Annotated in this window: 24 protein-coding genes; 17 read left to right on the top strand and 7 right to left on the bottom strand. The window is 64.0% G+C overall.

Features of this window, described 5'->3' with window-relative positions:
- Positions 1-6: 6 nt before the first annotated feature.
- Both CUV01_RS11110 and dusB read right to left on the bottom strand, forming a co-directional pair.
- On the bottom strand, positions 7-1,122 hold the full coding sequence (locus tag CUV01_RS11110; protein ID WP_101460531.1) for a two-component system sensor histidine kinase NtrB: 1,116 nt from the start codon (positions 1,120-1,122) through the stop codon (positions 7-9).
- Positions 1,119-2,132: a tRNA dihydrouridine synthase DusB gene (gene dusB, locus CUV01_RS11105; protein ID WP_101460530.1), complete on the bottom strand. Its 1,014-nt coding sequence runs from the start codon at positions 2,130-2,132 to the stop codon at positions 1,119-1,121. The genes CUV01_RS11110 and dusB overlap by 4 nt, the downstream gene beginning before the upstream one ends.
- Before the next feature lie 229 nt (positions 2,133-2,361).
- Here dusB and CUV01_RS11100 point away from each other — a divergent pair, with 229 nt between their 5' ends.
- From CUV01_RS11100 to CUV01_RS11085, 4 genes are all read left to right on the top strand, one after another.
- The gene (locus tag CUV01_RS11100; protein WP_101460529.1) at positions 2,362-3,744 is read left to right on the top strand and encodes an L-serine ammonia-lyase; all 1,383 of its coding nucleotides are present in this window, start codon (positions 2,362-2,364) and stop codon (positions 3,742-3,744) included.
- A gap of 350 nt (positions 3,745-4,094) precedes the next feature.
- Positions 4,095-4,661 carry a COG3650 family protein gene (locus CUV01_RS11095; protein ID WP_101460528.1) on the top strand — a complete coding sequence of 189 codons (567 nt, stop codon included), beginning with the start codon at positions 4,095-4,097 and terminating at the stop codon, positions 4,659-4,661.
- 111 nt (positions 4,662-4,772) lie between these two features.
- On the top strand, positions 4,773-6,959 hold the full coding sequence (locus tag CUV01_RS11090; protein ID WP_101460527.1) for a YjbH domain-containing protein: 2,187 nt from the start codon (positions 4,773-4,775) through the stop codon (positions 6,957-6,959).
- Positions 6,956-7,621, top strand: coding sequence for a YjbF family lipoprotein (locus CUV01_RS11085; protein ID WP_232962196.1), 666 nt, complete (start codon positions 6,956-6,958; stop codon positions 7,619-7,621). Before CUV01_RS11090 ends, CUV01_RS11085 begins: the two co-directional genes overlap by 4 nt.
- Positions 7,622-7,785: 164 nt before the next feature.
- Here CUV01_RS11085 and CUV01_RS11080 read toward each other — a convergent pair whose 3' ends face one another.
- The 4 genes from CUV01_RS11080 to CUV01_RS11065 form a co-directional block, all read right to left on the bottom strand.
- On the bottom strand, positions 7,786-8,061 hold the full coding sequence (locus CUV01_RS11080) for a hypothetical protein (protein WP_422385835.1): 276 nt from the start codon (positions 8,059-8,061) through the stop codon (positions 7,786-7,788).
- Positions 8,062-8,259: 198 nt separating this feature from the next.
- Entirely contained in the window at positions 8,260-9,042 is a 783-nt protein-coding gene (locus tag CUV01_RS11075) for a metal ABC transporter permease (protein WP_101462033.1), read from the bottom strand.
- Complete coding sequence (locus tag CUV01_RS20360; protein WP_101460525.1) at positions 9,035-9,790, bottom strand: metal ABC transporter ATP-binding protein; 756 nt, start codon at positions 9,788-9,790, stop codon at positions 9,035-9,037. Before CUV01_RS20360 ends, CUV01_RS11075 begins: the two co-directional genes overlap by 8 nt.
- Positions 9,787-10,296 (bottom strand): Fur family transcriptional regulator, encoded by a 510-nt coding sequence (locus tag CUV01_RS11065; protein ID WP_101460524.1) that lies wholly within the window; start codon positions 10,294-10,296, stop codon positions 9,787-9,789. Before CUV01_RS11065 ends, CUV01_RS20360 begins: the two co-directional genes overlap by 4 nt.
- An 89-nt stretch (positions 10,297-10,385) precedes the next feature.
- Between CUV01_RS11065 and CUV01_RS11060 the strand changes: the two genes are divergently transcribed.
- Both CUV01_RS11060 and hemP read left to right on the top strand, forming a co-directional pair.
- Positions 10,386-11,297 carry a zinc ABC transporter substrate-binding protein gene (locus CUV01_RS11060; RefSeq protein ID WP_101460523.1) on the top strand — a complete coding sequence of 304 codons (912 nt, stop codon included), beginning with the start codon at positions 10,386-10,388 and terminating at the stop codon, positions 11,295-11,297.
- A 108-nt stretch (positions 11,298-11,405) separates the two neighbouring features.
- Positions 11,406-11,582, top strand: a complete 177-nt coding sequence (gene hemP, locus CUV01_RS11055) for a hemin uptake protein HemP (RefSeq protein WP_101460522.1) — start codon at positions 11,406-11,408, stop codon at positions 11,580-11,582.
- Positions 11,583-11,588: 6 nt separating this feature from the next.
- On the opposite strand, the gene CUV01_RS11050 is transcribed toward hemP, so the two are convergent.
- Entirely contained in the window at positions 11,589-13,118 is a 1,530-nt protein-coding gene (locus CUV01_RS11050; RefSeq protein ID WP_101460521.1) for a pseudouridine synthase, read from the bottom strand.
- 136 nt (positions 13,119-13,254) lie between these two features.
- On the opposite strand from CUV01_RS11050, the gene CUV01_RS11045 reads away from it, so the two are divergent.
- From CUV01_RS11045 to aroQ, 11 genes are all read left to right on the top strand, one after another.
- Positions 13,255-13,707: a nucleoside deaminase gene (locus CUV01_RS11045; protein WP_101460520.1), complete on the top strand. Its 453-nt coding sequence runs from the start codon at positions 13,255-13,257 to the stop codon at positions 13,705-13,707.
- A gap of 25 nt (positions 13,708-13,732) precedes the next feature.
- The gene (locus CUV01_RS11040; protein WP_101460519.1) at positions 13,733-14,248 is read left to right on the top strand and encodes a 2Fe-2S iron-sulfur cluster-binding protein; all 516 of its coding nucleotides are present in this window, start codon (positions 13,733-13,735) and stop codon (positions 14,246-14,248) included.
- The gene (locus CUV01_RS11035) at positions 14,245-15,240 is read left to right on the top strand and encodes an FAD binding domain-containing protein (protein ID WP_101460518.1); all 996 of its coding nucleotides are present in this window, start codon (positions 14,245-14,247) and stop codon (positions 15,238-15,240) included. The genes CUV01_RS11040 and CUV01_RS11035 overlap by 4 nt, the downstream gene beginning before the upstream one ends.
- Entirely contained in the window at positions 15,237-17,357 is a 2,121-nt protein-coding gene (locus CUV01_RS11030) for a xanthine dehydrogenase family protein molybdopterin-binding subunit (protein WP_101460517.1), read from the top strand. Before CUV01_RS11035 ends, CUV01_RS11030 begins: the two co-directional genes overlap by 4 nt.
- A complete protein-coding gene (locus tag CUV01_RS11025; RefSeq protein ID WP_101460516.1) occupies positions 17,354-18,223 on the top strand; it encodes an NAD(P)-dependent oxidoreductase in 870 nt (289 codons plus the stop codon). Before CUV01_RS11030 ends, CUV01_RS11025 begins: the two co-directional genes overlap by 4 nt.
- Positions 18,224-18,318: 95 nt before the next feature.
- Positions 18,319-19,221, top strand: coding sequence for a hypothetical protein (locus CUV01_RS11020; RefSeq protein WP_157994834.1), 903 nt, complete (start codon positions 18,319-18,321; stop codon positions 19,219-19,221).
- Between the two features lie 148 nt (positions 19,222-19,369).
- A complete protein-coding gene (dctP, locus tag CUV01_RS11015; protein WP_101460514.1) occupies positions 19,370-20,356 on the top strand; it encodes a TRAP transporter substrate-binding protein DctP in 987 nt (328 codons plus the stop codon).
- Between the two features lie 64 nt (positions 20,357-20,420).
- On the top strand, positions 20,421-20,930 hold the full coding sequence (locus CUV01_RS11010) for a TRAP transporter small permease subunit (RefSeq protein WP_157994833.1): 510 nt from the start codon (positions 20,421-20,423) through the stop codon (positions 20,928-20,930).
- A gap of 1 nt (position 20,931) precedes the next feature.
- Positions 20,932-22,248 (top strand): TRAP transporter large permease, encoded by a 1,317-nt coding sequence (locus CUV01_RS11005; protein ID WP_101460512.1) that lies wholly within the window; start codon positions 20,932-20,934, stop codon positions 22,246-22,248.
- Between the two features lie 31 nt (positions 22,249-22,279).
- Positions 22,280-23,791, top strand: coding sequence for a malonate--CoA ligase (locus tag CUV01_RS11000; protein WP_101460511.1), 1,512 nt, complete (start codon positions 22,280-22,282; stop codon positions 23,789-23,791).
- 108 nt (positions 23,792-23,899) lie between these two features.
- Complete coding sequence (aroQ, locus tag CUV01_RS10995) at positions 23,900-24,334, top strand: type II 3-dehydroquinate dehydratase (protein ID WP_101460510.1); 435 nt, start codon at positions 23,900-23,902, stop codon at positions 24,332-24,334.
- The last annotated feature ends 4 nt before the right edge of the window (positions 24,335-24,338 follow it).

Genomic DNA, 24,338 nt, shown 5'->3' with positions numbered 1-24,338 from the left:
TTGAATCTAGGCCTTGGGCAGTGACATGCAGAAAATCGTGCGGCCGGGGCGGCTGTCCACGCGCAGCCACGCGCCGTGATCGGTGATGATCTTGCTGACCAGCGCCAGACCCAGCCCGGTGCCGTTCTCGCGGCCCGACACGAAGGGTTCGAAAATCTGATCGGCGATTGCCTCGGGCAGGCCGGGACCGTCATCCTCGATCTCGATTTGCAGCGGCAGCGCTCGACCCGCCGGTTCGGCAGGCGTCGGCGGCAAGCGCATCGCATGGTCGTAATAGGTACGCAACCGGATCGTGCCACCGCGCCGCGCCAAAGCTTCGGCGGCGTTCTTGACCAGATTGAGGCAGACCTGCATCAGTTGATCGGGATCGGCCATCGCCGCGGGCAGAGAGGGGTCGTAATCCGTCAGGATCCGCAGCCCCTTGGCAAAGCCCACCTTGGCCGAGCGCCGCACCTGTTCCAGCACGTCATGCACGTTGACCGGCCCCAGCTTTGGTCCGGTCGTATCCCCGAACCGCTCGACCTGATCCAGCAGCGCCACGATCCGGCGCGATTCGCTGACGATCATATCGGCCATCTCGCGATCCTCGGGCGAGGCGTTCATCGCCATCAACTGTGCCGCCCCGCGAATGCCGGCCAGCGGGTTCTTGATCTCATGCGCCAGCATTTCGGCCATGCCGATGGCGCTGCGGGCCGCGCCGCGAACGGCCCGGTTCTGGCTGTTCCTGTCATCAGCGGCACTGGGGGCGATCAACAGCATCACACCGTCGGGCATGTCGGGTGCAGGGCCCGCATGGACCGTGGCATAATGGGCATCGTGACGACCCGCGCGATCACCGATGTGAAAGCAGACATGCGGCTGAAACAGCGCCTCATCGCCGCGCGCGACGCGTTCGGCCATCGGTGCAAGCGAGGGGTCGATGCGCAGCCGGTTGGCCATCTCCTCGCCCTCCAGTGCCTTGCCCAGAGTCGAGCGGCGAGACAGGTTCAGCCAGATCTCGGCGGCATCATTCAGCGCCGCCACCCGGCCCTTGCAATCCAGGACCAGCGCCGGCAAAGGCAGGCCCATCCAGCCGATCCCCTGCTTTGAGGCAGTAAAATCAGGCGGCGGCGCACAGCTCATGCGATGCGCCCCTGCCCGTCGCCTGCCGCATCCGCGAACAGCATCCGGATCAACGCCAGCGTCTCGGCCGGTGTCGCGGCCCGCATCAACAGGTCACGCCCCGGCGCACCATTGGCATCGGCGTACCAGCCCAGATGCTTGCGCGCGACGCGCAGGCCAAGTTCGGCCCCGTAAAGCGACAGGATATCCTCATAGTGATCGGCCACCGCGTCGGCCAAGGCCGCGGCCTGCGGGATCGCGGGCGCAGGGGCTGCCCATAGCTCATGCGCGATCTGAGCCAGACGCCAGGGCGCACCCTGCGCCCCGCGCCCGACCATCACCGCGTCTGCGCCCGACTGCTCCAGCGCCACCCGCGCCGAAGCCGCGTCCACCACATCGCCATTGGCAACCAGTGGCGGGCGGTCGGGCAGGTTGGCCACCGCCCTGATCGCGCGCCAGTCCGCACGGCCCTTGTAGAACTGCGCCCGCGTCCGGCCATGCACGGTCAGCATCCGCACGCCGGCATCGCTGGCGCGGCGCGCAAGCTCGGGGGCGTTCAGGCAATCGTCATCCCAGCCAAGACGCATCTTCAATGTCACGGGCAGGTTGACCGCGCCGATCACCGCATCGACCAGGCCCAGGGCGTGATCCAGATCCCGCATCAGCGCCGCCCCGGACAGACCGCCCGTCACCTTCTTTGCCGGGCAGCCCATGTTGATATCGATGATTCGCGCACCCATCCCCGCCACGATCCGCGCCGTTTCAGCCATCGCCCCGGCCTCGCGACCGGCAATCTGCACGCTGACCGGCAACGCGCCGTCGGTCAAAGCCTTGGCACGCACGGCCGCGCGGGTCGAGGGGCGCGGCGTCACCATCTCGGTCGAGGCCACCATTTCGCTGACCATCAGCCCGGCACCATGACGGGCAACGGCGCGACGAAAGGGCAAATCGGTGATCCCTGCCATCGGTGCCAGAAAGACCGGCAGCCCAAGGCGCTGATCGCCGACATGAATGGGGTCTGGCTGGGTCATTCTTTTCCTTCGCGTGGTTCACCGGCGGATCGCAAGCCGGGTATGACAGGTGCCGGGCAGCCCCGAACGACATCCGTCTCGATTGTTCATTTTTCGGGCATTATGCCTAATATTTAAGCAAACGCCAGAAGCACACAAGGTCGCAGCGCCCCACGCAAACGGTCGCTTTCCGGCTGGCACGGCCTGCCATTCGCTGCTTACACTGCGCGCAGTTCAAAGGAGAAGCCCCATGTTCCTGTCGGTATTCGACCTGTTCAAGATCGGCGTCGGCCCGTCTTCGTCGCATACGATGGGTCCGATGATCGCCGGTGCGCGTTTTCTCGGCGCGTTGCGCGAACAGCCATTCCGACCGCACGGGCTGCGCGCCAGCCTGCATGGCAGTCTGGCCTTTACCGGCAAGGGGCACGCCACCGACCGCGCCACCATCCTGGGTCTTGCCGGCTTCACCCCCGAGACCATGGACCCGGAGGCCGCCGAAGCCGCGCTGGCCGCCAACCGCGACAGCCGCCGCCTCAGCCCCGAGGGCCTGCCCGACCTGCAATTTGATCCCGACAGCGACCTGCTGTTCGATTATGACAATGCCTTGCCCGGCCACGCCAACGGCATGACCCTTTCGGCGACCGATGCGCAGGGGGATGTGATCTTTCATCAGGTCTATTATTCTGTCGGCGGCGGCTTTGTGCTGACCGAAGAGGAACTGGCACGCAAGGGCGACGAGGACCGCAGTGATGCCAGCAGCAAGGTGCCCTACCCATTCGCCAGCGCCGCCGAAATGCTGCGCATGGCCGAGGAATCGGGAAAATCCATCGCCCGGATGAAACGCGAGAACGAAAGCGTTTATCGCCGCGATGCCGAAATCGACGATGGCCTGCGCCGGGTCTGGCAGGTGATGCGCGACTGCATGGATCGCGGCCTGGAAACGGACGGTCACCTGCCGGGCGGGCTGAACGTGCGCCGCCGGGCCAAGGGGATCCATGACAAGCTGATGGCAGAGCGCGGCATGAACCTGACCGCCCCGCATGTGATCAATGACTGGATGTCGGCCTATGCCATGGCCGTGAACGAGGAAAACGCCGCCGGCGGTCAGGTCGTGACGGCCCCCACAAACGGCGCGGCCGGGGTGCTGCCTTCGGTACTGCGCTATTGGCTGGATCACGTGCCCGGCGCCTCTGAAAGCGCGCTTGACGACTTTTTGCTGACATCGGCGGCAATTGGCGGGCTGATCAAGCACAATGCCTCGATTTCCGGCGCGGAATGCGGCTGTCAGGCCGAGGTTGGCAGCGCCTCAGCGATGGCCGCAGCCGGGCTGGCCGCCGTCCTTGGCGGCACGCCCCAGCAGATCGAGAACGCAGCCGAGATTGCGCTGGAACACCACCTCGGCATGACCTGCGACCCGGTGAAGGGACTGGTTCAGATCCCCTGCATCGAACGGAACGGTCTGGGCGCGGTCAAGGCGATCAGCGCCGCCAGCCTGGCACTGCGCGGCGATGGCCAGCATTTTGTGCCGCTGGACGCCGCCATCGAAACCATGCGCCAGACAGGCCGTGACATGAGCGAGAAATACAAAGAGACCTCGCTTGGCGGGCTGGCCGTCAACGTACCCAATTGCTGACCTCGCCTGGTAATGCACTGCCCCGTTGGCGCCACGGTGTTGACGCTGCCCGATGCGGTCGAGTTTCCTGACGATGCAGTGACAGAACCCAGCAATTCCCCACGGGGTAAACGGCCCGGGCACGGCAATCGGCGTTGCCTTGGGACAGCAGCGGGGCCAACCGGTCCTGCGTAACACGACCACTTGGCACGGCCGAGATCACGATGGCCCAAAGACCGCTATTGCACGGACAGCGCGGATCGGGCGATGGTCTGCCTAATCAGCCTGTCATTTCCCAGCCACCTTGCGCGATTGGGTCCCGCTTTGATAACGCTGTCACGACAGTGATCCCTGCAAGAAGGCCGGAAAACATGAAACTTCGTCTTGGCGCCGTCGCGCTGCTGCCCTTTGCCCTTGCCGCCTGCGATGAGGCCGCGATGAGCGATCTGCGCAGCGGCCTTGGCATGACCCCCACCGAAGAGGCACAGCCCGAGGAACCGGCAGGCCCGCCGCAGCCGCCGGCCGTCTCGCCGCTGGATCAGGCCATCGAGGTGCAAGGGGGCGCGCAGGCCGCTGTTTCCACGGCACAGGCCGAGACCTATAACACCCAGGCCTTTGTCGCGCGCGGCAATGAACCGTTCTGGAACATCGAGGCCGCGGGCGATAGCGTCCTTTACAAGACGCCGGCGAACCCTGCCGGGCGCAGCATCAATGTGCGCCGTCTGGTCTTTGCAAACGGCGTCGAATATGTCGGCACGCTGGATGGCAGCGTCTTTGCCCTGACCATCCGCGGCGACGATTGCGTCGATGACATGTCGGGCGAGGCCTTCCCGATGACGGCGGTGCTCAAGATCGGCGGACGGATGAACAACGGCTGCGCGGCACCGGCTGCTGCTGCCGCGGCGACCGCCGGGACAGCGACCAACCAGCAGGGCTGACCTGCCCTGTTGCCCATTCGACGCGGGCAATAGCCTATTTGAGACTGGGGGTGTGCGCCGGCGCGCGCGCCCGTTAACATGGGCGAAATGCCGACAGGAGACCCTACCGCCATGCGCAAATCGCGACTGTCCCGCCACCTGCTGGCAACCACCCTGCCAGTGGCCCTGCTGCTGACCTCTGGCGGGCAAACCGCGCTGGCAGAGCCCATGATCGGCCAGGGCATGAACGCCTATGGCCTGCCCGGCGCGATCGACACGCCCACGGCGGAAATGCTGCCTGACGGGACGATTGGCGCCACGGTCAGCTATTCGGAGTATGGGCAGCGCAACACGGTCATGTTCCAGGTACTGCCTCGGCTCAGCACCGCGTTGCGCTATTCGCGCCTTGACAACATCGAGGATGGCGACCGCGACTATGTCTGGGACCGGTCCTTCGATCTGCGCTATCAGTTGCTGGACGAAAACGAGAACAGCTGGCAGCCTGCGCTGGCTGTCGGGCTGCGCGACTTCATGGGGACGGGCCTTTATTCGGCCCAATACATGGTTGCGTCGAAAACCATCACCCCGCAGTTGCGCGTCAGCGCCGGTGTGGGCTGGGGGCGGCTGGGTGGCACCTGTTATATTCCCGGCGGGCAAGGCACGACGGGCGATTGCGAGTTGCGCGACGATATCGGCAATGGCGGCAAGCCACAGCCCGACGACTGGTTCCGGGGCTCGGCCAAGGCATTCGGGTCGATCAGCTATCAGGCAACCGATCGACTGCGCATCGTGGCCGAATATTCGCCCGAGACCTACGGCCTGGAATCCGCCGTGGGCGAAGAGGAACCCTCGAGCCAGATCAATCTGGGCGCGACATATTCCTTCCGCGACAATTACCAGCTTGGTCTTTACACCATCGGCGGCAAGAAATTCGGCGCACAGTTCTCGGTCGCGCTGAACCCGCGCCATGCACCTTACCCGTCGGGCATCGAGCCCGCACCCGCCCCTGTCCGGCCGCGCCCCGCGCAGAATGCCGACCCCGAGGGCTGGTCAGGTGTCTGGGCAAGCGACCCGACCGCGCAGCCTGCCATTCAGACCGCACTGGGCGAGGCTCTGGCCGGCGAAGGGCAGCAATTGGAATCGATGGCGCTGTCGGCCAACCGCGCCGAGGTTCGGATCCGCAACCAGCGCTATATCCAGCACGCCGAGGCCATTGGCCGGACCGCGCGGCTGATGACACGGGCACTGCCGCCCTCGGTCGAAACCTTTGTGATCACCACATCGGCGGGTGGCCTGCCGACCTCTTCGGTGACCCTGCGCCGTTCCGATGTCGAACGGCTGGAAAACACCGAGGCCAGCAAGATCGCCTCCGTTGCAGTGCTTAGCGACGCCGATCCTCGCCCTGCCGGTCTGGTGCCGACGCCGGGTCTTTATCCCCGGCTCCAAGGGGGTCTGCGGCCCTATATGTCGACCTCGCTCTTCGACCCTGACGAACCTTTCCGTTACGAGATCGGTGCCCGGCTGAGCGGCGAATACGCGATCAGTCCAGGCCTCGTGCTGTCTGGCGCGATCCAGCAGCGCGTTTTGGGTTCGACCGAACAGGAAGGGCCGGGCAGCCAGACGCCCGAGGAATATCTGGCGCAGGACGAGGATGTGAATGCGCGCGGTGTCCCGCGAGTGCGTTCGGATGGGCGCATGTATTCCGGCAATAACAAACCGGTCATCCCGAATCTGACACTGACCTGGTACGCCAAGCCGACCGATCAGATCTATACCCGCGTGACCGTCGGCCTGCTGGAACGTGCCTATGGCGGCGTCTCGGCCGAGGCGCTGTGGAAGCCGGTGAATTCGCCGCTGGCCTTCGGGGCCGAAGTCAACCGGGTTCGCAAGCGCGACTTTGAAGACATGTTCGGGTTCCGCGACTATGAGGTCACCACTGGCCATGTCTCGGCCTATTACGAATTCGGCGATGGCTTTGTCGGCGAGTTGGAAGTCGGGCAATATCTGGCCGGCGACCGCGGCGCGTCGGTATCGGTCACCCGCGAATTTGCGAATGGCTGGCGCGTCGGCGCCTATGCGACCAAGACCGACATGAGCGAAGAAGATTTCGGCGAGGGTTCGTTCGACAAGGGCGTGACGATCTCACTGCCGATTGGATGGGCTACGGGTCAGGCATCGAAACAGCGCGTGGGCGGCATCATCCGGTCATTGTCGCGCGATGGTGGCTCTAAGCTGCGGGTCAGCGGTCGTCTCTACAACACTGTCCGCGAAAGCCATTCCGAGAAACTTTACCAAGGTTGGGGGAAATTCTGGCGATGAGCAGAACCATGAACATGCGCCTGTTATGCGGCGCCTCGCTGGCTTTGCTGACTGCCTGTGGCGGCAACCAATCGGAAGACCGGGTAAGCACCTCGCCCCTTGGATTGGCGCGGCAAGCCCTTGGGCAGGTCGTCGCCGAGCGGCGCGCAGCCAGTCAGCCCCAAGCGCCGGCCAAATCGCCCGAGCAGATGGCGGCAGAGGCATTGCGGGTCAATCCCGGACCCCTGATCCTGGTCGGAATGGAATCGTCAGGCATCAATCAGGTGATGGCGATGACCGGCGAGAACGGCGGAATGCGCACCTACATGACGCCCAGCGAACAGGCCTTGATCCTGCGCGGCGGAATGCTGAGTGGGACACGCGGGCTGGGCAATGATCTGTCGGTCGTAGAGGCCGGGACCGAATCGCTGATTCGGGCGCGTCAATCAGGCAGTGCCCCACGCGTTCTGCGCTATTACGCGGGCGACGGGCTGGAACGCCCGCTCAGCTTTGAGTGCAGCGTCACCCCCGGCCCCAATCCCGGCGTGATGATCGAAAGCTGCGAGGGGCACGGCGCGAGCTTTCAGAACAACTATATGGTGCAGGGCGGCCAGATCCCTGTCTCACGCCAATGGGCAGGTCCAGGGCTGGGTTATATCACCATCCAGACAGTGCGCCCCTGAACCGACAGGGACGCCAGCTGAGCAATCTTTAAGGCCGCCCCTTCAGGGCGGCCTTTTTGTCAACCGGACCACTGCGTATGCCTGCGGCCCCTATCAAAAGGCCAAAAGAAAAAGGGCTGGCACAAGGCCAGCCCTTTAAACGTTTCCCCAAAGGGAAGCGACGATTACTCAGTAGCGGTGGTGTCGCCGTCGCCGTCGCCGTCGCCGTCGCCGTCGCCGTCGCCGTCGTCAGGAGTGTCGTCGTCGTTGTTGTCCGAGGCAACAGCTGCGATAACAGCCAGAGCCAACAGGGCCGGAACAACCAGGCCTGCGTTCGAGGAAGCAGCCGACTCTTCGACGACAACCGGCTCGACTTCGACGACGGGGGCAACGTAGCCACCAGCCAGAGCCGAGGTTGCGGTCAGGCCGAGAGCGGCAGCGAAAGTAGCAAATTTAGTCATGATCATGCTCCGTTTCAAATGACAGATGCCGTCTCCGGCAACATCGCTGTGACAGTTGCATAAACCCGAACCTTTGAAAAGCCGCGTCAATTCATTCACACGGCGGGATTGCGCCCACTGTTGCATATTGGCCAACACGCCCGGCGGCGGGTGGGCCGCTGTGATTTTACCGATATTCCGGCCTGTTGCGCAATAACCCTAACCGCGTGCACGAAATGCCCCCACGGCAAAGCACGCCGCAGCAGCAACGACGATCGACGGTCCGGCGGGCGAATCCAGCCTCAGGCTGGACCACAACCCTATCGCGACTGAAATAGCCGCCAGCCCCGTTGCGATTGCGGCCATTTGCTCTGGTGTGCGCGACCAGCCGCGCGCCGCTGCCGCCGGTATGATGAGCATGGCAGAGATCAGCAAAGCACCGACAATCCTTATCGAGACCGCCACAACCACGGCCAGAGCCGCTGCCAGAATCAGTCGCTCTAGCCGCGTATCGATTCCCGCGGCCATTGCCAGTTCTTCGTTCACCGTCGCGCTGACCAGCGGCTGCCAGCGCCAGATCAGCAGGCCCAGAACCGCCAGCGCACCCCCCCAGATCCACAAAAGATCCATCCGCCCCACGGCCAGAATATCGCCAAACAGAAAGGCCGTCAGATCAACCCGCAGCCCGGGCACGAAACTGGCGGCCACCAGCCCCAGCGCCAGCGCGGAATGCGCCGCCACCCCCAGCAGCGTATCCATCGCGTGTCCGCGCCCGACCAGCGACGAGACCGTCAGTGCCATGGCCAGCGCAACCGCCAGCGTGCCCGCATAGATCGACACCCCAAACGCAAAGCTCATCGCGACGCCGAGGATCGCGGCATGGGCAATCGAATCGCCGAAATAGGCCATTCGCCGCCAGACCACGAAACAACCAAGAGGGCCTGCGGCCAGCGCCAGCCCAAGTCCGGCCAGCGCCGCGCGGACCATGAAATCGTCAAGCATGATGGTGATCCTGCGCGGGACCATGATCGTGGTCATGGTCATGGTCATGATGATGACGATACAGCGCCAGCGTGCCCTCGGCGTCCGCACCGAAGAGGGCACGGTATTCGGGCGCAACGCTGACATGTTCGGGCGTGCCCTCGCAGCAGATATGGCCGTTCAGACAGAGAACCCGATCCGATGCGCGCATGACCACCAGCAGATCGTGGCTGACAAGCAGGATGGCCGCGCCTGTCTGGCGGCGGATCTGTTCGATCAGCTTGTAAAAGCCGACGATACCCGGCTGGTCCAGCCCCTGCGTCGGCTCGTCCAGCACCAGCAATTCCGGATCGTGCAGCAGCGCGCGCGCCAGCAGAACGCGCTGGAACTGCCCGCCGGACAGCTGGGTGATCTGACGTCGTTCGACGCCTTCGACACCGACCTCACGCAGCATATCTGCGGCCTTTGCATCGCTGACCTTGCGCGGCAGTGACAAAAAGCGCCGGACGGTCATCGGCATGGCGCTGTCGATGTGAACGCGCTGCGGCACATAGCCGATGCGCAGCCCCGGTTGCCGCCGCACCGAACCCGATGCCAGCGGCATATGCCCCAGCAGCGCCCGCACCAGCGAGGACTTGCCCGAACCATTCGGCCCGACAACGGTGACGATCTCGCCCGGATCAATGCGGAAATCCACATCATGCAGCACCGGATCGGCGGTGCCGGGTCGATGAATGGTCAGCTTTTCGGCTTGCAGCAACGCGGTCAAGCGGACACCTCGACACCGGCGCAACTGTCGCACAGGCCCAGCGCCTCGACGGTCATCCGCTCGACGGCAAAGCCGGATGCCCGGGCTGCATCGCCCAGGGCAGCGCGAATTGCGGGCGCATCGGCCTCGGCCACCTTGTTGCACGTACGGCAGATCAGAAAGGCGGGCGCATGCAGGTGGCCCGGGGTCAGGCAGGCGGCAAAGGCATTCAATCGCTGCACCCGATGCGCCAGCCCGTTCTGCACCAGAAAATCCAACGCCCGATAGGCGACGGGTGGCTGACTGCCGAAGCCCTCTGCCGACAGACGCTCCAGCACGTCATAGGCGCCAAGCGCTCTGTGCGATTCCAGCAGGATCTCCAGCGTGCGCCGCCGCACGGGCGTCAGGCGCACGCCCTGTTGATCGGCCAGTTCGGCAGCGGCCTGCAACGCCTGATCGCGGCAGGCGCCGTGATCGTGCGGGGCGAAGGCCGTCGCGGTATCGTCAGGAAGGTGATCCGAGTTCATGTGATTTTATAACATATCTGTTGACTTGTTACTCTATTACATCCAATTGCTGTCGCTGTTCAACCCGATTGCGATTCTGAAGGGACCCCATGCGCATTCTGACCGCTCTGCCCGCCCTCGCTGCCTTGACCGCTCTGCCCGCCCTGGCCGAGACCCCCAGCGTCATCGCCGACATTCCTGCAACAGGCGCGTTGGTCCAACAGGTCCTGGGCGATCTGGGAACGGTTCAGGTGCTGCTGCCTACCGGCGGCAATGCCCACCACCATCAACTGCGCCCTTCAGACGCGGCGGCGCTGCAGGATGCGGGCCTGCTGGTCTGGATCGGCCCTGAACTGACGCCCTGGCTGGAACGGTCTGCGGCAGCATTGGCCAGCGGCACCTCACTCTTGCTGCTCGCCCAGTCCGACACCCACAGACGCGATTTCAATGCTGACGCGCACGGGCATGAAGGCGACCACGACCACGATCATGATCACAGCGGCGTCGATCCGCATGCGTGGCTTGATCCGGAAAACGGCAAGCTCTGGCTGACCGTCATCGCCGAGGCGCTGTCGACTGCCGATCCTGGCAACGCCGCGACCTATGCCCAGAACGCCGCTGATGGGGCCGGGCAACTGGATCAGGTCATCCAACAGGTGAGCGCGCAATTGGCACCGGTAGCGGACGCGCATTTCCTGGTTTTTCACGATGCCTATGGCTATTTTACCGATCGCTTTGGTCTTGAACCGGCCGTTGCGGTGGCACTTGGCGATGCCTCGTCGCCGTCGGCCGCCCGCCTGTCGGCCATTCGCGATGAGATCAAGGCAGAATCGGTCCGCTGCGCCTTTCCAGAGATCGGCCACGATCCCGGCCTGATCGATTCGCTGATTGACGGCACCGATATTCGCGTCGGCGACACGCTGGACCCGTCGGGCGCCGGGCAGGAAATGGGTGCGCAGCTATACCCGGCGCTGTTACAGCAAATGGGTGATACCATCGCGGACTGCCTTTCGGAGGGCTAATCGGCAAAAAACCGAAGCCTCATAGATTCCCGAGTCTTTTACTTTGACTTATCCGACTATTCTTGTCAGATTTGAAATCAAGGAAGAACGAGACAAAGGACAGATCCGATGACAGCCATAAACCCTGCCGATTTTTCGCGCGCCGGCGCGACCTTGCTCAGCAACCTGCCGGCCCATGACGCAGAGAGCCTGACTGCCGGTGGCAATCAGGCTCTGATCGTTCTGGGTGAACAGGTCTATCAGCTGCGCATCACCCGCGCAGGCAAGCTGATCCTGACCAAATAAGGCCGGTCAGCCGCGCGGTGAACGCGGCTTGCCGCCACCGGGCCGGGGGCCGCGGCTCTGCCCCGGCTTACCCTGATGTCCCGGGCGGCTATCCTTGCGCGGGCCGTAGGATTTCTTGGCATCATCGCGACCCGCAAAGCCGCCGGGCTTGCCGCCATCACGGCGCGGGCCGGGCTTGGCCCCATCGCGCGACCCGTTGGATTTTCCAACTTCGCGGTTCCCGTAGGTCTTGCCACCATCGCGGCTGCCAGACGGCTTGCCGCCGTCACGGCTGCCATAAGGTTTGCCGCCATCGCGATTGCCGTAAGGCTTGGCACCGTCACGGCGGGCCTCACCTTCGCCATCGCGGCGGGCATAGGGCCTACGATCTGCGCTGTCGCCCTTGTCAAAGCGCGGTTTGCGCGGCCCGTCACCACGATCACGCTGCGGACGCCCGGCGCCATCCTCATCGCGGCGGGCATAGGGTTTGCGGTCGGCGCTGTCGCCCTTGTCAAAGCGCGGTTTACGCGGGCCGTCATCGCGGCTGCGGAAGGGCTTGGCACCGCCATCACCCTTATCGAAACGCGGCTTGCGCGGCCCGTCACCACGGTCACGCTGCGGTCGTCCGGCGCCATCGTCATCGCGGCGGGCATAGGGTTTGCGATCAGCGCCATCGCCCTTGTCAAAGCGCGGTTTGCGCGGGCCGTCGTCGCGCCGGGGCCGGCGATCATCGTCGTCGCGGCGGCGTGGCCGGTCCTGATCGGCACCGCGCTCGCGAAAATCGCGGGGCTTGTCCTCGGTCTCGCCGGTCAACAGCCCGCCCAACTGATCGCGCAGGGTGCGACGCTTGATCTCGCGAACCTCGTTTTCCTCGAGGCCGGTCAGTTTGAAGGGACCGTAGCCGATGCGGATCAGCCGGTTCACCTGCAAGCCGATATGGGTCATGGCACGCCGGATCTCGCGGTTGCGGCCCTCGCGGATGCCGACGGTCAGCCAGGCATTCGCGCCCTGCTGGCTGTCCAGACGGACCTCCATCGGCTGGAAGTCCTCGTCGTCGATGGTGATCCCGCGACGCAGCGGATCAAAGGTCAGGTCGGTGGGCTTGCCATTCACCCGGACCCGGTAGCGGCGCAGCCAGCCGGTCGCGGGCAGTTCCAGCCGGCGCTTCAACTCGCCATCATTGGTCAGCAGCAGCAGACCTTCGGAATTCAGGTCCAGCCGGCCGATGGACATGACGCGCGGCAAATCGCGAGGCAGCGCATCAAAGACCGTCTGGCGGCCCTTTTCATCCGAATCCGACGTCACCAGACCGACGGGCTTGTAATAGATCCACAACCGCGTCTCTTGAGGTGCCTCAAGCGCCTTGCCGTCAACCTCGACCTTGTCGGTGGGCAGGACGTCCAGCGCGGGCGAGGCGATCTTTTCGCCATTCACCGAGACACGTCCTTCGACGATCATGCGCTCGGCCTCGCGTCGGCTGGCAAGGCCCGCACGGGCGATCACCTTGGCGATGCGGTCGGCTTCGGTTGGCTTGTCGGGATTGGGGGCGTCGGTCATGGCGATATCTCCTGCGCATCACTGCGGCGGTTGGTAAAGCGAGGCTTCTACGCACCGGGCACTGCAAAGGAAAGGCAAATCGACGTGACCTGTCACGGGGCTTGCCTGATCGAACCGCAGCAGCCACAACCCAATCATGCGCCCTTTTCACTCGCATATGGATCTGGCTCTGGAACAGGCCCAAGCCGCCGCCCTGCGCGGCGAGGTGCCGGTGGGCGCGGTACTGATTGATCCGCAGGGCCAGGTTGTCGCCGCCGACGGCAATCGCACGCTTCAGCTAAGCGACCCGACCGCGCATGCCGAGATCCAGGTGATCCGCGCTGCCTGCGCCGCCGCGCGGTCGCAGCGGCTGCCCGGCCATGCCCTTTGGGTGACACTCGAGCCCTGCCCGATGTGCGCCGCCGCCATCTCGGCCGCGCGGATCGAGTTGCTGTATTACGGCGCCGATGACCCCCGAATGGGCGGCGTGGCGCATGGCGCGCGCGTCTTTGATCACCCGCAATGCCACCACAAGCCACAGGTCTATGACGGTATCTCTGCGCAGAAATCGCGCGAGTTGCTGCAACATTTCTTTGCCGCCCGGCGTTAACCCGGCGCAGGAAGGAGACCATCCCATGTCAATTCCCACCCGGCTGACGATCGATGGCGAGGCTGTCGAGCTGGCTTTGGACCCACGCGAGACATTGCTGGATACCTTGCGCGACCGTCTGGACAATTTCTCTGCCAAGAAGGGCTGCGATCACGGCCAGTGCGGGGCCTGCACGGTATTGCTGGATGGCCAGCGTGTGCTGTCCTGCCTGTGCCTTGCGGTGTCACATGACGGGGCCGATGTGGTGACGGCGGGTGGTCTGGGCCAGCCGGGCGATCTGCACCCGATGCAGCAGGCGTTCATCGACCATGACGGGCTGCAATGCGGCTATTGCACGCCGGGACAGATCTGTTCCGCCGTCGGAATGCTGCGCGAGTTTGCGCAAGGCATGCCCAGTCACGTCACACCCGATATCAATACGGCACCAACGCTCAGCGATGATGAGATCCGAGAGCGCATGTCAGGTAACCTGTGCCGCTGCGGCGCCTATGCCAATATCCTGACGGCAATCCGCGAAACCGCCGAAGGGGACCCGGTATGACGCCCTTTGATTACAGCCGAGCCGCAGATACCGCCGACGCCATTGCCCAGTTGCGCGCGGACGGGGCGTTTCTGGCGGGCGGCACCAATCTGGTCGATCACCTCAAGCTGGGCATCGCCCGGCCTGCACAGATCGTTGACATAAACCGCCTGCCGCTGACCGACATCGACGAAACAGCCGATGGCGGTTTGCGCATCGGTGCGATGGTCCGCAACAGCGATCTGGCCGCGCATCCGGCGATCCGGCAGCGTTATCCGTTTGTGGCGCAGGCGCTGTTGTCGGGTGCATCCGGTCAGTTGCGCAACATGGCCTCGACCGGGGGCAACCTCATGCAGCGGGTGCGCTGCGTCTATTTCCAGGACCTGACGACGCCCTGCAACAAGCGCGAACCGGGCAGCGGTTGTCCGGCGCGCGACGGTTTCGGCCGCTACAATGCCATTTTCGACACGGAGGGCGAATGCGTCGCCGCGCATCCTTCGGATCTTTGCGTGCCACTGGCCGCGCTGGATACGGTGGTGATCGTGCAAGGCCCGGACGGCGAGCGGCGCATTCCCTTTGCCGATTTCCACCGCCCCGCCGGTGACACGCCAAGCCGCGACACCAACCTTGCTGCGGATGAGTTGATCATCGCCGTCGAGTTGCCGGCATCGCCTGTCGCGGCGACCTCGCGCTATCGCAAGATCAGGGACCGCGCGTCCTATGCCTTTGCACTGGTCTCGGTCGCAGCGGCACTGGAGGTGCAGGGCGGCACTGTCACCGACGTTCGGCTGGCGCTCGGCGGCGTGTCGCATCGCCCCCATCGCGCCAGCAACGCCGAGGTGGCACTGCGCGGCAAGCCTGCCACCTATCAGAGCTTCCGCGCCGCCGCCGAGGCCGAACTGGCCAATGCGCAAACCGGCCACGACAATGCCTATAAGGTGCCGATGCTGCGCAACGCGATCACTGCGGTTCTGGCCGATCTGGCCGGACTGCCAGCGGAGGACCGGTCATGATGCGCCCCAATGATCCACAGAATATCGGCGCCCCGCGCCGCCGCATCGACGGCCCGCTCAAGGTCAGTGGCACGGCGCCCTATGCCTTTGAACACCCTCAGGAAAACCCGGCCTATTTGTGGCCGATCACCGCGCCCATCGCCAAGGGCGAAATCACGGCCATCGATGCCAGCGCGGCCAATGCGCTGCCCGGCGTCTTGCTGGTTCTGACGCATGAAAACGCATCGCGGCTGTGGATTGGCACGGACGCCGCGCTCAAGGTGCTGCAATCGCCAAAGATCGCCCATCATGGCCAGTTCATCGGCGCGGTGGTGGCCGAAGATGCCCAGACGGCGCGGCAGGCGGCGGCTCTGGTGCGCGTGACCTGCGACGCGCGGCCCTTTGATGTCGAATTCCGCCCCGATGCCAATGATCTGGAAATCCCCAAGAAGGTCGGTGGCGAGCCGGGTGAACATCGTCGCGGCGATATGCAGGCGGCCTGGTCGCAGGCCGCTCATCAGGTCGATCAGACCTACAGCCACCCCGCGCATTTCCACAATCCGTTGGAACCGCATGCCCTGATCGCGCTGTGGCGCGACGGGGGCGGGTCCGACGGCAACAAGAAACGACTGACGATATGGGACGCCAATCAGGGCGTGCTGACCGCACAGGCGCTGCTGCCGCCCCTGCTGGGGCTGCTGCCGACCCAGTTCGAGGTCATCTCGCCCTATACCGGCGGCGGTTTCGGCGGCAAGGGCCTGCCACATGCCCATGTCGTGCTGACCTGCCTGGCGGCAAAGGCGCTGCGTGGACGCGCGGTGAAATACGCGATGACGCGCCATCAGATGTTCGCGACCACCGGCTATCGTCCCGCAAGCCATAACCGGATGCGTCTGGCCGCCGATGCCGAAGGCCAGCTTTTGGGGATCGAACATCACATCACCGCCCCGGATTCGCGGCTGAAATCCTATATCGATGCATCCGGCGGCGGCGCCCGGATGATGTATGCGGCACCCGCCTGCGACACCGTTTATCACCGCCAGATGCTGGATATTTCGCCCGGCATCTTCATGCGCGGGCCGGGTGAATTCACCGGCGCCTTTGCGCTGGAAACGGCGATGGACGAGTTGGCGCATGACTGCGGGCTGGACCCGATCGAGCTGCGCTTGCGCAACGAGCCCAAGGTGAATCCCGATAACGACAAGCCTTTCAGCACCCGCAATCTGGTCGCCTGCCTGAACGAAGGCGCGGCCGCCTTTGGCTGGGCGGACCGTCCAGCGGCGCCCCGCACACGGCGCGAGGGCGAATGGCTGATCGGTCTGGGCATGGCCGGCGCCACCTTTCCCCATGTCTACATGCTGCCCTCGCGCTGCCGCGTGCGCTTTCTTGATGGCCGCTATGTCGTGCAACTGGGCGCCAGCGATATAGGCACCGGCGCCTGGACCGCGCTGACGCAGATCGCCGCTGACGCACTGGCCGTGCCGATGGATCAGATCAAGCTTGAGATCGGTCAAAGCGGGCTGGCACTGGCCTGGCTGGCCGGTGGCAGCGCCGGGACCTACAGTTGGGGCGGCGCGATCATCAAGGCCGCGAACAAGTTCCGCGACAAGCACGGCGATACGCCCAAAGAGGGCGCACATGTGGTCGCCACCAGCCGACCGCCAAAAGGCTACAAGGATTATTCGATGCATGCCTACGGCGCCCATTTCGCCGAGGCGCGGGTGAATACCGTGACCGGAGAGGTCCGCGTGCCCCGGATGCTGGGGGCCTACGCAGCGGGGCGCATCGTCAACCCGGTGACCGCGCGTTCGCAGATGATCGGCGGCATGACGATGGGCATTTCCGCCGCGCTGCACGAGGAAAGCGTGATCGACCCGCGCTATGGCAACGTGGTGAACGCCGATTTCGCCGGTTATCACATCGCCGCGCATGCCGATATTGGCAAACTCGACGCGATCTGGATCGACGAGTTCGACGAATGGTTCGGCCCGACTGGTGCCAAGGGCATCGGCGAGATCGGTATCGTCGGCGTGCCTGCGGCAATCGGCAATGCGATCTTCAACGCCACCGGGATCCGGTTGCGCGAGATGCCGTTCACGCCCGACAAGTTGCTGATGGCCGCCGAGACAGCGCAATGACCGTGATCGCACTGCCCGCCGCAGGCGCCATGGGCGCAGGGCTGGGCTGTGTGCTGGCGGCCCACGGTGCAACTGTGCTGACCATGACCGAAGGCCGCAGCGAGGCGACGCGGCACCGCGCGGAACAGGCGGGAATGCGGCCTGCCAGCCTGAACGAACTGGCCCGCGCCGATCTGATCCTGTCGGTGGTGCCACCCGCGATCGCGGTCACAACCGCCGGGCAGATCATCGCCGCCCTGCCCGGCGGCCATCGCCCGATCTATGCCGATCTGAACGCCATCAGCCCCGACCGCAGCCGCGAGATCGCGGATATCGTGGCGGGGCATGCGGATTTCGTCGATGGCGGCATTATCGGCGCGCCACCACGGGCCGACAGCACGGGCGGGCCATTGATCTATCTGTCGGGCAACGCGACAGATGCCGCGAGCCTGATGGTCAAGCACGGTTTGAAAACCAAGGTGATCGACGGCGGCATTGGCGCGGCATCGGCCGTGAAAATGTGCTATGGCGCGATGACCAAAGGCATCACCGGTTTGACCTCGGCGATGCTGCTTGCCGCCGAGCGCGCCGGGATCGGCGAGGTGCTTCACGCGGAATTGTCCCGTAGCCAGTCGCAGCTTTTGACCCGATCCGAACAGACGCTGCCCGATATGTATGGCAAGGCCTATCGGTGGGTCGATGAGATGGACCAGATCGCCGCGTTCCTGACACCGGAGCGCCCGGAATCGCAGATTTGGCAAGGGCTTGCCCGGTTTTACCAGATGCTGGCTGATGACGAGGCGAGCGACAAATCGCAGGTTTCGGACCTGGACCATTTCCTGAAACGCCGCGAAAAAACGCTCGGAAATAGCTCCAGATCAACCTGAAGCTGAAATTTTTCGTTCAGTTTCAAGTCATTGCCCCACCAGGCCTGGCCATCTAAACTTGCGTCGAATTTCATTGCTAATCCGGAGTGACCATCATGCTTTTTTCTCGTCGACAGGTTATGGGCGCGGCGCTGGCGTTCGGCCTGATGCAGGTTGCAGCGCCGTTCACGGCATTGGCGCAAGAGCCACTGCCGAAACTGCGCATCGTCGAATCCGGGCATAGCCTGACGGATGGCATCATGGGACCATTGAGCACGATGATCAACGCGGCCGGCGGGCGCGGCGGCACTTTGGTCAAATCGACCATTCCCGGCAGCCCGATGGAATGGCGCTGGAACCACCCGGCCGAACCGGACCTGCGCCAGCCCGAAGAAATGGCCAAGTTCGATCTGATGGTGAATACCGAAAGAGTGGCGCTGTCCGGCACGCTAACCGCTCACGACTCGCCCAAGTTCGCGCTGCAATGGTTCGAGCAGGCGTGGAAATACGGCAATGACGGCAAGGGCGCGGCCAGCATTCTCTACGCAAGCTGGGTCGTCATCGACAGCGGCCCCGACTACGAAAACCCCTATAAAGACACCGACGGACTGGTACCGGTGCGTGAGCGGCTGGACCGGGAAATGGTCATGTGGGAACAGATTCTTGACCATGTGAACGAAAACCGCCCCGACGGATCACCGGTGATGAAGATGATCCCTGGAACGCTGATCATGGCGGCAGTCTATGACGCGATCGAGGCGGGCACCGCGCCGGGTCTGACGGAATACAGCCAGCTCTACGCAGATGACATTCACACCAACGATCTGGGCAACTATCTGATTGCGCTGGCCCATTTCGCTGTCATCTTCAACCGCGACCCTCATGGCCTGCCCGCAGGTGTGCCCGCAAAAGGCGGACCCGACCCCGAACAGGCTGCGTGGATGCAGGATCTGGTCTGGAAGATCGTGACCGAATATCCGCGCGCCGGAACGGATGGATCAGGGCAGATCGACTACTGATCGTCCCGCACCGCCGGCCTCGGGCGACCTCTTCGCCGAAGTCTTGCGCGAAAGTTGTATCTTCGTCACAGTGACCGTGCAGGGAGGCGGTCATTGTCGGCGTTGCGCAAACGGCGATCAGCCCCCTCTCAGCCAAAGGGAGGGAAGAATGCAGAAAATGATTTGGGCCGCTTCGGCCTTGATGCTGGCTGTTCCGATGGCCGCGCAATCGCAGACGCTGAAGGCCAGTCACCAGTTTCCGGGCGGCAAGGGTGATGCGCGCGACGAGATGGTGCAGATGATCGCCAGCGAGGTCGGCGCCGCGGATGTGGGGCTGGAAATCCGGGTTTATCCCGGTGAATCGCTTTACAAGGCACGCGATCAATGGAGTGCCCTGACGCGGGGTCAGTTGGATATCAGCTCGTTCCCGTTGGATTACGCATCCGGTCGGGTGCCGCAATTCAGCGCGACGCTGATGCCGGGGCTGGTGCGCAACCATGAACGCGCGGCCCGGCTGAACGACAGCCCGTTCATGGAGGCGATCCATGCGCTGATCGAGGAGAACGACATCATCGTTCTGTCGGATGCCTGGCTGGCAGGTGGCTTTGTCAGCAAAGAGAACTGCATTGCTGCGCCCGACAGCATCTCTGGTCAGGTGACCCGCGCGGCTGGCCCCGCATTCGAGCAGATGCTGGTCGGTGCGGGGGCCTCGATCTCGTCGATGCCATCATCCGAGATCTATACCGGGATGCAGACCGGCGTGCTGGATGCGGCCAATACGTCATCCGGCTCGATGGTAAGCTACCGGCTGTTCGAACAGGCCACCTGCCTGACAGCGCCCGGCGAAAACGCGCTGTGGTTCATGTATGAACCGATCCTGATGTCCCGAACTGTCTATGACCGGCTCGAACCGGAACAGCAGCAGGCGCTGATGGATGCGGGTCAAAAGGCCGAGGCCTGGTTTGCCGAACAGGCCGCCGGTCTGGACAGCAAGATGGTCGAGGCATTCGAGGAAGCCGGCGTCGAGGTGGTCAGCATGACCCCCGAAAACTACGATGCCTGGCTGGCGATCGCGCAAGAGACATCCTACAAAAAATTCGCCGAGGATGTAGAAGGCGGGCAAGAGCTGATCGACCAGGCTCTGGCTGTCGAATAAGGCGCATCACGCAAAACCGACCGGCGGGATGAACCCGCCGGCATCGTCTGAAAGGACGAGGGATATGAGGGCCTATCTGAACATTCTGGGCTGGGCCGCGCGGCTCTGTGGCTGGCTTGCCATGGCGCTGCTGGCATCGGCGGTGATCGTCGTCACGCAAATGGTGATGATCCGCTATGTGATGAACGGATCGACCATCTGGCAGACGGAATACGTGATCTATTCGACCACGGCTGCAATGATGCTGGGTTCGCCCTATGTGCTGGCGCTGCGCGGGCATGTGGGCGTCGATGTGCTGGTGCAGGCGGTCGGCGATGGCTGGCGGCGGGTGTTCAACTTGATCGCCGCCATCGCCTCGCTGATCTTTGTGGGCGCAATGGCGTGGTCCGGCTTTCGGTTTCTGGCCGAGGCCGTTCATGGCGGCTGGACGACCGATACGGTCTGGGCCCTGCCCTTGTGGATACCCTTCTGGCCACTGCCCATTGCCATGGCGCTGATGCTGGCGCAGTTGTTGGCCGATATCGTACTGGCGCTGCGCCCGGAACTGACCCCCACGACACAAGGGGGTGCCTGACATGTCCCCCGCAATGGCCGGTTTCACGGTTCTCGTCGCGCTGATGGCCCTGCTGGCTGTCGGCACCCCCATCGCATTTTCGCTTGGCACTGTCGCCATCGTCGCGCTGGTCCTGTCCGAGGGCTGGTTCGCATTGGACGGCGTGGCCGAGACCTTTTGGGTCGGGCTTGCCAATTTCGGCCTCGTCTCGATCCCCATGTTCATCCTGATGGGCGCGGCCATCGCATCCAGCCCCGCAGGCAAGGATCTGTACGAGGCGCTGGACCGCTGGCTCTACCGGGTTCCCGGCGGCATGGTCATGTCCAATATCGGGGCCTGCGCGCTGTTTGCCGCACTGTCGGGCAGCAGCCCGGCCACCTGCGCCGCCATCGGCAAGATGGGCATCCCCGAAATGACCAAGCGCGGCTATCCCGACAGTCTGGCCGCGGGCTCGATTGCGGCGGGCGGAACGCTTGGCATCCTGATCCCGCCCTCGGTCACGATGATCGTTTATGGCATCTCGACCGAGACCAGCATCGGCCGGCTGTTTCTGGCGGGACTGCTGCCGGGGCTGCTGCTGACCGTGCTGTTCATGATCTGGGCGCTCTTCGATTGCTGGCGCCGGGGCATCGGCCTGTCGGATCTGACGCGCCGCTATTCCCTGGCCGAGAGGTTGGAAAACCTGCCCCGCGTTCTGCCCTTTCTGATGATCGTCGCGGCAATCCTGTTCGTGCTGTATGGCGGCGTTGCCACGCCCTCCGAGGCCGCCGGCGCGGGCGCGCTGATCTGCATCCTGCTGGTCGCGGTGATCTACAAGATGTGGAGCGTCCGCCCCCTTGCCACGATCTTTCGCGACACCATTCGTGAGGCGGTGATGATCATGCTGATCATCGGCGCGGCGGAACTGTTCGCCTTTGCCCTGTCATCGCTGTTCATCACCCAGACCCTTGCCGGTTGGATCGCCGGGCTGGAGGTCAACCGGTGGGTGCTGATGGGGATCATCAACATCTTTCTGCTGTTTGCCGGCTTCTTCCTGCCGCCCGTCGCCATCATCCTGATGACAGCGCCGATCCTGATGCCCATTCTGGATGCGCATGGTTTTGACCCCTATTGGTTCGCCGTGATCCTGACCATCAATATGGAGATCGGGCTGATCACGCCGCCGGTCGGGCTGAATCTTTATGTCATCAATTCGATCGCGCCGCGCATTTCCCTGCGTGATATCCTGATGGGGTCGCTGCCCTTTGTCGGCATGATGGTGCTGGGCATTCTGATCCTGTCGATCTTTCCGCAGATTGCCACCGGCCTGCCCGATCTTGTGATGGGGCCTGCCAGGTGAGTATCCGCACCGCATGTGAAAAGGGCCTGCCATGACCAACCCCCTGTTTGACGCGCTGATGGGTCCGCATCAGGGATCGGACCGGACCTTTCTGATCCTGCCCGATGGCGCGACGCTGAGCTATGATCAGATCGACAGGCTGTCGGCGCAGTTGGCGAACCTGCTGACAGCGCAGGGTGTGAAACCCGGCGACCGTGTGGCAGTGCAGGTCGAGAAATCGCCCGAGGCGCTGGCCTTGTATCTGGCCTGCGCGCGCGCCGGTGCTGTCTTTCTGCCGCTGAATACCGCCTATACCCCCGCTGAGGTCGCCTACTTCATCGGTGACGCACAGCCCGCGCTTGTCGTCTGCGATCCAGGCCGCGAGGGACAGCGACAGGCCTTTATGGGCGACAGCCTCGCCACGCTGATGACGCTGGCGGACAATGGTGATGGCAGCCTGATGGAGGCAGCAAAGGCCCTGCCCGACGATCAGACCCCGGTAGACCGCGGCCCCGACGATCTGGCGGCGATCCTTTACACCTCGGGGACGACGGGGCGGTCCAAGGGCGCGATGCTGAGCCATGACAATCTGCTCAGCAACGCGCAGGTGCTGGCGGATTACTGGCGCTTTGACCAGGATGATGTGCTGCTGCACGCGCTGCCGATCTTTCACACACACGGGCTGTTCGTGGCCAGCAATGTGATCTTGCTGGCAGGCGGCGCGATGATCTGGTTGCCGAAATTCGACGCCGTGCAGGCGATGGAGTTTCTGCCCCGCGCGACCAGCATGATGGGCGTTCCGACCTTCTACACCCGGTTGCTGGATCAGCCCGGCTTTACCCGCGAACTTGCCGGTCACATGCGGCTGTTCACCTCTGGCAGTGCGCCGCTGCTGGCCGAGACCCACCGCGCCTTTGAGGACCGCACAGGCCAGCGCATCCTTGAACGGTATGGGATGACAGAAACCAACATGAACACCTCGAACCCCTATGACGGCGAACGTCGCGCAGGCACGGTGGGCTTTGCCCTGCCCGGTGTCGAATTGCGGATCATGGCCGATGGGAGCGAGGTGTCTCAGGGCGAGATCGGCACCATCGAGGTGCGCGGACGCAACGTCTTTCAGGGCTATTGGCAGATGCCCGACAAGACCGCCGAGGAACTGGGCCCGGATGGCTGGTTCATCACCGGCGATCTGGGCCAGATCGACGCGGGCGGCTATGTCACCATCGTCGGGCGCGGCAAGGATCTGATCATCACGGGTGGGTTCAACGTCTATCCCAAAGAGGTCGAAGAGGTCATCGACGATCTGCCCGGCGTGCTGGAAAGCTCCGTCATCGGCCTGCCCCATCCTGATTTCGGCGAGGGCGTGGTCGCAGTGATCGCGCGTGAAAAAGGGGCCGATCTGGACGCAGATGCGATCATCGCGGGGCTGTCGGACAAGCTGGCAAAGTTCAAACAGCCCAAGCGGGTGATCGTCGTGGATGAGTTGCCGCGCAACACCATGGGCAAAGTGCAGAAAGCCGCCCTGCGCAGTGAACATGCGGGGATGTTCACCGACAAATAGGGCAACGGCCCGCAACAGGCGACGCGGCCCGGCTGACAGAAAATCCCGCTTTCGCTGACCGCGAAACCCGCGTTAGTAACGTGCAAAGGGCCGATCCGAGGAAAGACCATGAAAACAATCTATGTGCTCAACGGGCCGAACCTGAATCTGCTGGGCAAGCGCCAGCCCGAAATCTACGGCCATGACACGCTGGAGGATGTCGAACGCCTGTGCCGCGATGCGGCAGGCGAGGGTCACGGCATCCGCCTGCTGCAATCGAACTACGAAGGCCAGATCATCGACTGGATCCACGAGGCGCGCGAAGAGGCCGCAGGCATCGTCATCAACCCCGCCGCGCTGACCCATACTTCGGTTGCGGTGCTTGATGCGCTGAACACATTCGAAGGCCCCGTGATCGAGGTCCATATCAGTCAGGTTCACAAACGCGAGGCCTTTCGCCACCACTCCTATGTCTCGCTGCGCGCCGATGGCGTGATCGCGGGGCTTGGGATCGAAGGCTATGCCGCCGCCACCCGTCGGATCGTTCAACTGACCCAAGGCTAGGGCC

The organism is Paracoccus tegillarcae (assembly GCF_002847305.1).
GTDB classification, from domain to species: domain Bacteria; phylum Pseudomonadota; class Alphaproteobacteria; order Rhodobacterales; family Rhodobacteraceae; genus Paracoccus; species Paracoccus tegillarcae.
The sequence above is the reverse complement of the archived record's forward strand: the minus strand, read 5'-3'. Positions and strand labels throughout refer to the sequence as shown.